The 13790-nt window shown below is 26.0% G+C and carries 12 protein-coding genes; 9 read left to right on the top strand and 3 right to left on the bottom strand.

The features are described from left to right. Positions 1 to 2 precede the first annotated feature (2 nt). Genes HL033_RS02470 through purH form a run of 3 tightly spaced genes read left to right on the top strand, consistent with a single transcriptional unit; the run spans position 3 to position 2539 of the window. Positions 3 to 548: an OmpH/Skp family outer membrane protein gene (locus tag HL033_RS02470; protein ID WP_218193738.1), complete on the top strand. Its 546-nt coding sequence runs from the start codon at positions 3 to 5 to the stop codon at positions 546 to 548. Positions 549 to 565: 17 nt separating this feature from the next. Beyond that, entirely contained in the window at positions 566 to 1015 is a 450-nt protein-coding gene (fabZ, locus tag HL033_RS02465; RefSeq protein ID WP_218193737.1) for a 3-hydroxyacyl-ACP dehydratase FabZ, read from the top strand. 12 nt (positions 1016 to 1027) lie between these two features. Continuing rightward, on the top strand, positions 1028 to 2539 hold the full coding sequence (gene purH / locus HL033_RS02460) for a bifunctional phosphoribosylaminoimidazolecarboxamide formyltransferase/IMP cyclohydrolase (protein ID WP_218193736.1): 1512 nt from the start codon (positions 1028 to 1030) through the stop codon (positions 2537 to 2539). 90 nt (positions 2540 to 2629) lie between these two features. Here purH and pgsA read toward each other — a convergent pair whose 3' ends face one another. Further along, positions 2630 to 3178, bottom strand: a complete 549-nt coding sequence (pgsA, locus tag HL033_RS02455; protein ID WP_218193735.1) for a CDP-diacylglycerol--glycerol-3-phosphate 3-phosphatidyltransferase — start codon at positions 3176 to 3178, stop codon at positions 2630 to 2632. A 171-nt stretch (positions 3179 to 3349) separates the two neighbouring features. Here pgsA and HL033_RS02450 point away from each other — a divergent pair, with 171 nt between their 5' ends. Further along, on the top strand, positions 3350 to 4627 hold the full coding sequence (locus HL033_RS02450) for a cbb3-type cytochrome c oxidase subunit I (protein ID WP_218193734.1): 1278 nt from the start codon (positions 3350 to 3352) through the stop codon (positions 4625 to 4627). A 2440-nt stretch (positions 4628 to 7067) separates the two neighbouring features. On the opposite strand, the gene HL033_RS02445 is transcribed toward HL033_RS02450, so the two are convergent. Further along, entirely contained in the window at positions 7068 to 7715 is a 648-nt protein-coding gene (locus HL033_RS02445; RefSeq protein ID WP_246575206.1) for an SURF1 family protein, read from the bottom strand. A 244-nt stretch (positions 7716 to 7959) separates the two neighbouring features. On the opposite strand from HL033_RS02445, the gene HL033_RS02440 reads away from it, so the two are divergent. Next, positions 7960 to 9792, top strand: a complete 1833-nt coding sequence (locus HL033_RS02440) for a pentapeptide repeat-containing protein (RefSeq protein ID WP_218193733.1) — start codon at positions 7960 to 7962, stop codon at positions 9790 to 9792. Positions 9793 to 9981: 189 nt separating this feature from the next. On the opposite strand, the gene HL033_RS02435 is transcribed toward HL033_RS02440, so the two are convergent. Further along, complete coding sequence (locus tag HL033_RS02435) at positions 9982 to 11235, bottom strand: iron-containing alcohol dehydrogenase (protein WP_218193732.1); 1254 nt, start codon at positions 11233 to 11235, stop codon at positions 9982 to 9984. Positions 11236 to 11649: 414 nt separating this feature from the next. On the opposite strand from HL033_RS02435, the gene HL033_RS02430 reads away from it, so the two are divergent. The 4 genes from HL033_RS02430 (at position 11650) to HL033_RS02415 (ending at position 13658) form a co-directional block, all read left to right on the top strand. Beyond that, on the top strand, positions 11650 to 12375 hold the full coding sequence (locus HL033_RS02430; protein WP_218193731.1) for a F0F1 ATP synthase subunit A: 726 nt from the start codon (positions 11650 to 11652) through the stop codon (positions 12373 to 12375). A gap of 70 nt (positions 12376 to 12445) precedes the next feature. Further along, on the top strand, positions 12446 to 12667 hold the full coding sequence (locus HL033_RS02425) for a F0F1 ATP synthase subunit C (RefSeq protein ID WP_218193730.1): 222 nt from the start codon (positions 12446 to 12448) through the stop codon (positions 12665 to 12667). A gap of 8 nt (positions 12668 to 12675) precedes the next feature. Continuing rightward, complete coding sequence (locus HL033_RS02420) at positions 12676 to 13179, top strand: F0F1 ATP synthase subunit B family protein (protein WP_218193729.1); 504 nt, start codon at positions 12676 to 12678, stop codon at positions 13177 to 13179. Further along, positions 13179 to 13658, top strand: a complete 480-nt coding sequence (locus HL033_RS02415) for a F0F1 ATP synthase subunit B family protein (protein WP_218193728.1) — start codon at positions 13179 to 13181, stop codon at positions 13656 to 13658. Before HL033_RS02420 ends, HL033_RS02415 begins: the two co-directional genes overlap by 1 nt. Positions 13659 to 13790: the final 132 nt, after the last annotated feature.

The raw sequence follows: 13790 nt of genomic DNA, 5'->3' as shown, positions 1-13790 counted from the left end.
CAATGAAACTAAAAATATTATACATAGTGCTTTTTGTAACTTTTTATGGTTTTAGCTCTTTTGCTACAGATAATAAGTCAATCTTATTTGTGAATCGAGATAAAATTATGACTGAAGCACTAGTTATGAAAGATATCAGAAGTCAAATAGATGCAAGACGTTCTGACTTACAAAAGGAATTTTCCAATAGAGAGGAAAGCCTTCATAAAGATGAAGATGAATTAGCAAAACAAAAAAGTATATTAAGTTCTGAAGCCTTCAATGCAAAAGTTAGTGAATTTAAAAAGAAAGTTGATGATCTACAAAAAGATATTACAAATAAGAGATCAGAGCTTGAAAATATGTACATAAGTTCTATAGAACAAGTACATGATAAAATCAAGCAAATATCTGAAGATATTGCTAAAACAAGCAATACAAATATTGTGCTATTTTTAATGGATAATCAAGTGCTTTTTTATGATTCTAATATTGATATATCTAATCAAGTATTAAGCAAACTCAATAAAGAGTTATCTAGAGTAGATATTAAAAAAAGTATACACTAGAACAAACAATAAATAATATGAACTTTGATATTAAACAAATTATAAAAATGCTTCCTCATTCCTATCCTTTTATATTAATTGATAGGATTATTGAGTGCAACCCTAGTCAATATGCAATAGCAATAAAGAATGTCACTTTTAATGAACCTTTTTTTATGGGACATTTTCCTAGTAATCCTATCATGCCAGGAGTATTAATAATTGAAGCTATGGCACAAACTTCTATGGTTTGTATAGTAAGTAGCTTTAATTCACATGAAGTATCAAAAAAATCAGTATATTTTCTTGCTATTGATTCAGCAAAATTTCGTAAAGTGGTTATTCCTGGTGATGCTATCATTATTAATGCTAATGTTATACACCAAAGAAAAGGTACTTGTAGATTTAAGTGCAATGCATATGTTGATAATCAGTTAGTTGCTGAAGCTTATATTTTAGCCATGATTAGCAATACTGTCTCCAATTAATAGGTTTTCTACATGCAAATAAAAACAGCTCTTATATCTGTCTATGATAAGACAAATATTATAGATCTTGCAGAATTTTTAGTTGACCGTGGTATACAGATTATTGCAACACATAGTACATATAATACTTTAAAAGAAGCAAATATTAGCTCTATAGAGATATCTAAATATACCGATTATCCTGAAATTCTGAACGGCAGAGTAAAAACTCTTCATCCGAAAGTTTATGCAGGTATCCTTAATAAAAGAAATAATCACGAGATGGATACACACAAATTTGTAATAAATAACATAGATTTAGTCATTGTTAATTTATATCCCTTTACACGCACTGTCAGCAATGTATCCTCAACAGAGGATGATATTATTGAACATATAGATATAGGTGGCATATCTCTTTTAAGAGCCGCAGGAAAAAATTTCCACCATGTAACAGTAATAAGCAATATAAATGATTATCAAAATTTAAAACAAGAATTAATTAATAACAATAATTCTACAACTTTAAAATACAGACAACATTTGGCAAAAAAGGCATTTATTCTTACATCAACATACGATGCTGAAATTTATAATTGGTTTAATAACAATGAGCAATTTCCGGAAAGTTTTATCATACATGGCAATAAAATACAAAATTTAAGAATCGGAGAAAATCCACATCAAAAAGCTGCTTTATATACAAGTAATGCTAATACAAACTTCCCTATTGAGCAATTACATGGGAAAGAGTTGAGCTATAATAATATTATAGATATTGAAGCTGCTATAAATATAGTATATGAATTTCAAATGCCAGCAGTATCAATAATTAAACATAATAACCCTTGCGGAGTTGCAATTGCTGACAATATTACAGAAGCATATAATAAGGCAATTGCATGTGATCCCAGGAGCAGTTTTGGAGGTATTATTGCTCTCAATGACAATGTAAATTTAGAAATAGCACACAAAATTAGTAATCTTTTCATAGAAGTAGTTATTGCACCAAGTTTCGATAATGAAGCTTTAGATCTTTTAAAAGTAAAAAAAAATATCAGATTGCTATTATTCAAACCATTCAATGTCGAAAATATTACTTTTAAAAGTGTCATTGGAGGATTTTTAGTTCAAGAAAGAAATAACAATAATATTACATTTAATGATTTTAAACAAGTTACTCAGTTGCCAGTATCTCATAATACAATATCCGATCTCTTATTTGCATGGAAAGTATGTAAACATGTAAAGTCTAATTCTATAGTAATCGCACGTAATGGTTGTACTATTGGCATTGGAGCCGGACAAATGAGTAGAATAGATAGTGTTGACATTGCTATACGTAAAGCAAAAGATTGTACTAACTCAGTATTAGCATCTGACGGGTTTTTCCCATTCGAAGATAACATTATATTAAGTGCAAAAGCTAACATTATAGCAATTGTTCAGCCTGGAGGTTCAATTCGTGATAAAATCATAATACAAGAAGCAGATAACCAAAAAATTGCTATGTTTTTTACTAATATTAGAAATTTTTATCATTAATATTCAACCCTTAAACCCATAATCATTCAGGTAACTATAAAAAAATACCTGAATACATAAATGATATACTAATTTATGATCAAGTTGTTATTAATCACTAAACCTTTTAAAGGCTACGCATGCATAAACATATCCAGAATATACCGTTAATATTGTTGCTATAATTAACATCACTTCACCAATAAATACAACAATTTCATTATCAACAATTAACATCCCAATAGCTACCATTTGCACTAATGTTTTTGCTTTACCTAATCTAATTACAGGAATTTTTATATTCATAGTAATCAAAAATTCACGTAATCCTGAAATGAGTATCTCTCTACACACCATTATAATAACAAATATTATAGTAATATTTGTAATCTTATGTATATAAGTTAACATAATAACAGTAGATATAAAAATCAGTTTATCAGCTATCGGATCAAATAACTTACCAAATTTTGACTGTGTCTTCCACATACGTGCAAGATATCCATCAAAAAAATCTGTAATACATGCAAAAACAAATATAGTAAGTGTTATAATAGAAGAGTTATCACTTTTTATGTAAAAACTTATTACTATTGCAGGAATTGCCATTACTCTAAGTACTGTTAACAGATTAGGCAAAACCTTTCGCAAATAATTCATAACAAAATATAACCCAAATTATTTCACTTATGATAATAATATCAAAAATAACTTCAATAATTTTTCAAATATTGTAAAAATCATTATGGCTTAACACTATAATGATATGTATAATACATTTCATATCAAACATCAAACTAGTTAAATTAGCAATACCTATAATATTATAATATGAAATACATCAACAATAGTAATATTTATTTATGCAAAAAATGGCTATTCTTAGGTGTATGTGCTTTATCTTTATCTGGTATACTATCAGTTGCCATAGTTTTTTTAAGACTACCTTTTTTAAAATCACTGTTATTATCATACAACAATATATTTGACATATCTCTTGTAATACATGTTAATTTATCAGTACTAGTCTGGATGTGTTCTATTATTGCAATAATTTCAAATTTAATGATTGATAACAATACAAACATAAAATCTTTTCACTACTTATGGCTTATAGCTTTTTGCGGTACTATTTTAATAATTTTATCTGCTTTCATACCAAATACCGTTGCTGTAAAAAACAATTATATTCCTGTAATTGACAATTTTATATTTTTTACAGGTTTATGGTTATTTTTATTAAGTATCACATTTAATTCTATATTATCAGTAACACATTCTAAATGTGACAAGCACATAATATTTACAGGAGTAAAGGGAATAGCAATTATGTTTACTATTGTAATGGCATGTTTTATCATGGCATATGCTACTACTCATAAAATTTCTGATCATTTGCTATTATACGAAAATTTATTTTGGGGAGGTGGACATCTATTGCAAGCTATTTTTAGCCAAGCACTACTTATAGTATATATAATAATTATTAATAACTATCATCCACGCATTTTAAAAATGGTATTATACATGAATACTATCTCTGTAGTATTTGCTATTTTCCCCTATGCATTATATTCTACTACTTCACCAATTTTAACAAACTTTTTTACATGGCATATGCGTATTGCAGAAGGAATAATACCTACGTTCATTATTATATTTGCACTTTATAATATACGATCTCTCATACAGCATAACAATCATCATTTATTATGTTCTATTATATTATTCACATATGGTGGCATTTTAGGAATTATGAGCGTAAATGGCACTGTTACAATACCTGCACACTATCATGGATCTATTGTAGGAATGAGCATAGCATTTATGGGATTTATATACTGGTTAATGCCAAAATTAAATCTTTACACAGTACATATACGCCTTAGTACGTGTCAAATATATATTTATAGCATAGGACAATTCTTACATATTACTGGACTACAATTATTAGGTGGATATGGTACTTTACGGAAGGTAGCATATTTACCAAATACTGTATCAATACTAGCAAAAATTTGTTTTGCATTTGGAGGTATCATGGCAATCATAGGTGGATGTTTATTTGCAATAATACTATTAAGAGCATATTATAAAGATACTTTTTAAATATCCGATCAAAATTAAAGTTATCACTTTAATTATATTAAATATCACAATCATATAACTCAAAAATTAGCTACGATATTTAAAAAATTTTAAGATAGACATGCTCCTGCTAAGTTTACTGATAATCATGTCACCAAAGATATTTTCTAGCAATATACCAAAATCTAATCCTACCATATTTTGAAGTTATTAAAAAAGTAGCAATACAAACTAGTTATAAGGTAACTATATATAAAAATTTATACATTTTTGACTTATTACAATAATTTGATAAGAAAGCATAATGCTAACAATATTATTCATAAAACATTAAATTACTTTTAGCATAAAATTAAATCTCATTATATGTAGCTCTAATTATCTACATAACTATAATATCAGTATTATTTTATCACTAAAAAAAACCTAATGTATAACAATCTTGGGCAAATACATACTTATTTTTTCAAAGATACTTAAGGGACGTTATAGTATAATAGCTGAAATAAAAAAATTTAAATTCAACATTAAATTTTACTAACAAAAAAATATGCATAAAAGCTTGTTAAAAACTTCCCTACGTTTTTTGCTCAATAGCTATAAATATATAGACGATCAAGCAAAATAGCCCATAAAGCTATATTCCAAATTACTATCTCTTTTATCATTAAATTAAAGTAACATTTCTTTAGCTTAAATTAAGATCATTACAGCAATATCAAGAAAACAGTATCAAATTAACATTCTTAAAATTTCTTTACTGCATTAACAAATAAATTACTATGAAATTCTATACAGAGAAAATAACCTACAAAATATATAACATGTTATATAAACAAAAATAGTTCTTCGGAAAACACCATCAATTATTTTTATAAACATATTCAGCGCATACCTTTATATGAAAAATCGCATTTTGAAGTGTCTTATGATAATTTAACGCAGTACAACAAATAAATTTAATATATTCAATTGCTTTAATATCTCATATAAACAAAAATCATAATATATAAATAAGATTCTTATGTATAACTATCACATACTCAGTTGTATATCAATTATGCAAATAGCCAATATACACTAGCTTTTAAGAAAATATTTTTAAATTTTAATCTGACTAAATTTTCGAAAACATAGATATATAAATCTATAGCAAATCAACATATTAAACCCATATACTCTACAACATTTTGTCAAGGTAGCTACTAGATGATTTAAGAAAACCTCTGCATACAAAATAATATTTTACAAAATTAATACAAACAAAGTTAACCATGCATAATAAATGGTTACCTAGCTATAAAATAATTATATCATAACATTCATTGATATTTATTAAGTCATAAATGTCAATATACCGATAATTTATTTGTAAATTATTTTTTAAAGCATGATTTTTTGCAGAATTAATAAATATCTTTACTAAAACTGTATATTTACCATCACAAATAAACATTAATGATAACATACTGTAATTTTTAGATTACTACTCATAAAAAACACATATGAAAGCAGGATTATCACAGAACTAACTATTAACAATATTACAACATAGCATCAAAATGCAAAAAAAAACATTGAATACACCAACAGCACTACCAGATTTATAACACAGAAAAAAATCTGTTAATCAAAGCAGTATTCAAATCATCATTTACCAATGTAAATTATACCATTCATCACACACATATTGCAAAAAAACTTTATATACAAACCCACAAATAAAAAACTATGTCTTTTATATAAGAACACTTAATTAAAAAACAATATTAGAGGAAATATAATAACTCTTGTAATACTATCAATCACTACTGATAACAAAGAACTTTAAAATGTTAACCTATGGATTTGGTAGTATTAGTACATCTCAGATTACAGATAAAGCAATTGCTTGGATTAAATTAATCCTTCCACTAAATGCAAATCATATCCAAGATATTCAAAACTTATAGGAATATAACAACTTGTTACATAACAACAGAAAAATCAGTACTAAATTACACTTATAATTATTCCTTATATACTTAAATTCTTTAAATTATTTTTCATTATTGTCTCTTAAAGTATTATATTATAGTAAATCATAACAGATATAATTAATTAACAATAAAAGTTTCATCACTTTGTGAGTTTACCATAAAAATATTTCCTAAATAACATTTAATATCTCTTATCTACTTAAAGATATAACATTATTACCAATAAAAAAGAAATGTTAAATAATATAACAATTCTCTTATTTCAGAAGATTTATGAATAAAAAATTATAGTGATAATAGAAAACATCATATCACAATATAAATTATCAATATACAAAATAGAGTTTCAAATTACTAGTAATTTCTATAATATATTCAGTATATTATCTCATACAAAAGCTATGTGTCACTTAATGCTTTAACAGCTATTTCTTTATAATTATAGTATAAATAAAATCTTTTCTCTAACAAATATCATACAATTATTTACGGTTATTCTTTAAAATAAAGCCAATACAACCAGCAACCCATATAATAGCAAGAGAATACCAAGTAATAATATACTCTAAATGGTCATTACGTACTTGCAAAGTCATATTAGGTTTCAAATTACCTAGTAATCCTGTTTTATCAGCCCATATAATACAAGCTTCTAATTTGACATTGATAACTTTAGACATGCCATCAATATCAAACCAAATCCATAAATTTTTTACAGAATCATTTTTTATAAACCATCTAATTTTTTTATCAAAATTACAATATAGCATACCATTAATATTAATAATATTATTATTTAATATGTTAATTTGCTGCTTATAGTCAGTTAATATTCCCCTATTCACTAATATAGTTCTACCATCAACAAGTTTAAAAGGTTGTAAAAAATAATAACCTACACTACCAGCAAAAACATTAAAATGGTTTTGATTTTCAAAACTTCCCCTTATGCTAACATTTTTATACGCATATTTTTTTATGTCATTATTTGGTAATACAATTGGTAATGATTTCATATTATCAATTATGCGAAGTTTCTCTCTAAGTCGAAAAACTTGCCATGTACCAAGTATACACATTATACAAAAAGGTAACACTATTAATGCACAATAATTTATGCTATTTTTCATTTTACAGCTCAAGAAATTGTTATTTTAATAAACAAATCTCTACTATTTTAAGTTATCTATAGCAAGTAATACACATTTAATGCGCAAAATAATTTATGTTACTTTTTACTTTACAACTCAAGAAATTGTTATTTTAATAAACAAACCTCTACTATTTTAAGTTATCTATAACAATGATGATTAATATTTTTATGACACTTATTACTTACAATAGATTTTACACGCAATTAACTTATAAAATTTAATGATTAACATGAGTGCTATTACACTTTTACAAAATTCAATAAAGCTATTAACATACACTATCATATTAATATTTAGCACTACTGTTGCATATATTAGTCATGCACATGATAATGCTAAAGTTTCTTTTTTAGATAATATAAAAAATATTAAATATACAACATATACAAAAAAACATTTCAAAGATTTTATAGTAAAATGTCATGCAAAAGGTATTCCTTTAGATTTCCAAAAAGAGTTCGGTAATAATTTATCCGGAGCAGATTTTAGTGACTTAGATATAAGAGGGTCAATATTTAGAAATGTAACTTTAGTACAAGCAAATTTCCAACGTAGCAACCTGTCAAATTCTATCTTTAATAACGCAGATGTTAGAGGTGCAAATTTTACTAGTGCAGATATAAGCAAATCTAATATAGAAAAATCAGATTTACAATTCGCAAACTTTACATCAGCAGACCTAAACAAAACTTATATATATACCTCTAATATTAGCTATTCCTCATTTAATAATGCAGATATGCGATATTCTACTATCAAGCAATCTCAAGGATTACATACTAATTTTACAGATGTAGAACTGATATCTGCATACATTCTAGAATCCGCAATTAAAAGTGCAAATTTTCACGATGCTGAAGCTGAAGATATTACTATTCAAAATAGTAATTTATCTCACGCAAATTTATTTGGAGTAAATTTCAATAATGCAAGAATTCAAAATTCTATACTAAGCAATACCATAATGTATGGCGTAAATTTAGATTTTACAGATTTAACAGGCAGTGATCTTAGCAATACAAATTTAGAAGTATCAAGTATATATTCAGCAAATTTTTATAATGCAGATTTAAGCAGCGTAAAAATGTATGCTGTAGACAGCAATTATACAAATTTCACAAATGTAAACTTTAACAAAACAACTTTTAATGATACAGCAATATCATATGCAATACTAAACAATACAACATTCATTAATGCACAATTAAATAATTCTGCAATTACAAATTCTATAATGAAGGGAGTAGATGCACGATATTCACACTTTAATTCAGTAAATCTTATTAACAATAATACACCATATTCTTTTTTTAGCGGAACAGTACTTCATAATACTAACATAAAAAATAATAATCTTAGTATGGTATCAATGAATAGTTCTATAATAGATAATGTATCTTTTCATAATAGTAACTTATTTTCTGCAAGTATTAGTTACAATAAAATTACAAATACAGTATACGAAAAGATAAATGCACGAAATTCATTATGGTTATTATCTACTTTAGAATCTTCTAATTTTAGCAATAGTACACTAAACAATATAATTTTCGCAAATAACACAATTAATAAAGTCAGTTTTTTTAATAACAAACTTAAAAAGACAAATATTATCAATTCTCAGTTTAATACATCAAGTTTTTATAAAAATGATTTATCAGGCTCTCAATTTCAAAATTGTAAATTTAATAAAACAATAATAATTGATAATAAGAATTCACCACATAATGAGGCAATTAACTCTATTAAAAGTTTACAAGATTTCCTTACGTCAACAAAAATACTTGATATTAATTATTCCCATTTTGATTTTAGGAAAGTAATTCTAGAAGACATTAATTTTTCTAATTCCATATTAAGCAATGCTAATTTTTCAGGAATGACATTAAATAATATTAATTTTACTAATACAAACCTCAGCTTTGCTAACTTTTCATATGCAGATTTGCACAATATCAACTTGTCTAATGCCAATTTAGCAAAATCAAATTTTTATAAAGCAAAAACACATAATGTCCTTACAAAAGGAGCAACCCTATATCATATAAAATAGTAATACACATCATAATTACATGTATTAAGACATTCTGAACGCACGTTATATTAAATAAGTAATTAGTATAAAATCCAATAAAAATAATTTAGAATTAACAACTAAGTTTTTTAATATACTAAAATTATGATATGAAAAAATTTTTATAATAGTAAATTTTTAAGATAATACATATTAAACAATCAAGAATCATACTACTGACATACCTATATGATGAGCTATGTCAAGAAAAGTAAATCTATCTCTAGTAACGAATGCCAAATTTGCAACTTGTCTATAATTAACTAGATTCCAGTTTGTGTGTTGTATAGTATGAGGACATCCTATATCTAAAAATATTTTTTTAAGGAACCCCGGGTTTAAGATATTTTGATTAATTAAATTTACAATGTCACTCCATTTCTCAGCAATGATTTTATTTAGCATTTCTGCTTTTTTATAATCAATCATTTTTTTAGATAATATACACCAAAAATCCTTAGCATATTTCTTCCCAAAACATGCTATTATATCAGCCTTATTTACTGCAGTAGGATTTATTTTTGGAAATATGTTTAATATTTTATGCTGTAAATTTGACATAACCATCATTGCAATACCTACCATTTCTCCATGCAACAAATGATTATTATGATCTAGTAATTCTATACTACTAGCAATTATATGCTCACCCTGACTAGCAGACTTACTACTTTTGATAATAAGCATACCTATTCCCGACAGAATTAATGCTTGCATTAACATCATTATAGTACTTTTATCATTATAAATTAACCCTGAATAATAATAAATCAATGCATCTTCACTTTCCTTGCTAATAATAAATGGTAATTCCATATAATCACTTCCCAATAAAAAATGCGACATTAACCAATCAGCTCTTACAGTAGAACGGCAAATAAAATCTGCAAATCCACTAATAATCAATCTTTTGGGAGAATTCACTATTACATCAATATCAATATATATCGCCTTTGGCAAATGAGCATTAAAAGAATATTTTCTACCATCACGCATTGTAATAGATGCATTTAATGAAGTATATCCATTCATAGATGGTGCTGTAGGAAACAGAATATAATCTTTATTTTCAATATAGCTTACATACTTACAGATATCATTTATGGTTCCACTACCCAAAGCAACTATTAAGTCAGAGCTTTTAGATTTACTTCGAATAAGATCTACTAACATCTCAGAAGCACAAAACTTGCCTGGAATAACATAATGATTAAACATATCAAATGCATATCTACCCAGAATATTAGCTGTATTTGTATCCGCAACTATAAAACTATTACTACTATACAATTTTACAATATCACAAAAATGAGATATCAGTTTTGTATCTATGTATATAATGTTTATAACATTTTTTATGACATCTAAGTAATTATTGAGATCCTTACATAATAAAGATCTTTTTAAAAAGCTATTATACATAATTTCAAAAAGTAAAATAATACTATGTCAAAATATTTTCACAAATAATTAAATAACATTCAGAGATACTTAAAAGTCCTATCTATATAATAGCAAAATCTACATATAAAGACAGTAATATAACCATACTAATTATAAAATTAGTATTAGATAATTTAGTTATACAATTTTTATCATGTAATCTACATTTATTTAATTTACTAATTATTGAATAACTACAATCCATAATTATACTGATATATTCTAAATAAATATCACATAACAGCTTTAAAGGAAATTTAAACGTCTTTAACGGAAAAAACAAATTTTTACTAACAATATTGTTGTATAAATTACACTGTACAACACTATATACAATTGACTAACAGAATGTTATTGATATGATTATTATATTATATGATTTAGGGAATATGTATGACGTCAAATCCCTTAGAGCAGTTTAAAGTTGTTACAATAATAAAGCTTCCAACTATCGCTGGATATAATATAGACTTTACCAATGCATCTTTATTTATGATATTAACTGTTGTAATAGTCATTCTACTTTTTTATCTAGGATTAAGGAAAGGCACATCATCACCTATACAACTTATCATAGAATATATATATGATTTTATCGCAGAAACTTTAGAAAATAATGCAGGAAAAACTAGCTTACAATATATACCTTTAGTTTTTACAATTTTTATATTTATTTTACTCTGTAATTTATTAGGAATATTACCTTTAGGATTTACTGCTACAAGCCAAATTATAGTCACTTTTGCTATTTCCATGGTAGTATTTTTAAGCGTCACAATAATAGGATTTAAACATCAGGGATTACGTTTCTTCAACATTTTATTACCAAAAGGTACACCCTTATGGTTAGCACCCATGATGATATTAATTGAGTTTTTTACCTACTGCGCACGTCCTGTCAGTTTATCAATACGTCTAGCTGCAAATATGATTGCTGGACACACAATTATAAAAGTAATTGCAGGGTTTGTATCAAAAATAAGTATGGTATTTATGCCTTTACCATTTGCCTTTATTATTATCTTAATTGGATTTGAAATCTTTGTTGCAATTTTACAAGCATATATATTTACTGTATTAACATGTGTTTATTTATCAGATTCAGTAACTGGACATTAAATTTACAATTGACATATATTACAATATATTTATAATAAGGATATTAAATTTTTTCACTTAAGGTTGAAGCATGGAGTCTTTAAAGTTTATCGCTGTTGGATTAAGTGTATTGGGTATGGTTGCTTCTGCGTTGGGAGTAGCAAATATATTTTCAACTATGTTAAATGGGTTAGCACGCAACCCTGAAACAGAGGATAAATTAAAGAAATATGTTTATACAGGTGCAGCTTTAGTTGAAGCTATGGGCTTGTTTTCCTTTTTACTAGCGTTGCTATTAATTTTTGTAGCTTAATTAAAGTTATGGATATAATACCTCAGCTAGATGTATCTACTTTTTCTTCTCAACTATTTTGGTTTGTGGTTTCTTTTATATTACTGTATTTAGTGGTAAACAAATTAGTAATTCCAAAAACTGAGGATGTTATTTTAAGGAGACATGACACTGTACAGGATTCTCTTAACAATTCTTATAATTCTTATAAAATTTTGCATGCTCAAATAAATAAACAGCTATCTATGATGCAAAATACTAGTGCCCTAGCAGAACATGTAATTAGCGAAGCATGTCAAGAGTCACAACGTATGATGAATAACGTAAAGTTTATAATAAATGATGAATTAAGTGAAATGCTAAAATTGGTAGATGAGCAATTACAAAGTATAATATCAAATTCTCATGAAGAGTTAATAAAGCTTTCTTCCGAAATAGCACTAGTATACTATAATAGAATTCTTAATTGTAATGCTGATAATATACAAGCATTACAAGATATTACCTCTAAGTTATATAAGGAGAAACTATAATGTCTGTTCATCTCATTGTTGACATTGCTTTTTGTGTTGGATTCATGTTAGTTTTCAATCCAGCAAAAAAAATAATTACTCAGTTTTTATCTAAGCGATCTAAAAACGCAAACTATCATATTGAGGAGTCACTAAAAGTTGAAAATCAATTACAGTCACTACTAAACAATGTATTAACAAGAAGTAAAAGCTTTGAAAATGAAGCTGAATTAATGCTAAGCATAGCTCGTGAAAAGCATAATAGTATTATAGAAAATACTAAACAAGATATAGAATTAATTTTAGAAAACCATTTAGAATTAGCTGTTAATAAAATTACTCATCAAGTAGAACAAGCTATAAAACATTTAAGATTAGCTGCTTCTGATATTGCTGTCCACGCAATCCAGCATTTGCTCAAGGAGCATACTACAGATAAAAAGCATAATAGTGAAATAACTGCTTCTGCTACAAGAGATTTAAGAAAAAAACTGCATTGATTTTTTATTTATGATATACTTTTCACATGTTATTTATTAAAGTTCCTTTTAGTAATAGCTGTTACTATAAATAAAGTTTTATTTACTTCACTGCTTAAACTGTTGACTTATTAAATATAACATAATAGCTGG

The sequence above is a fragment of the Neoehrlichia mikurensis genome (assembly GCF_019186785.1).
Classification (GTDB): domain Bacteria; phylum Pseudomonadota; class Alphaproteobacteria; order Rickettsiales; family Anaplasmataceae; genus Neoehrlichia; species Neoehrlichia mikurensis.
Note: the sequence above shows the minus strand (reverse complement) of the source record. Positions and strands in the feature narration are given on the sequence as shown.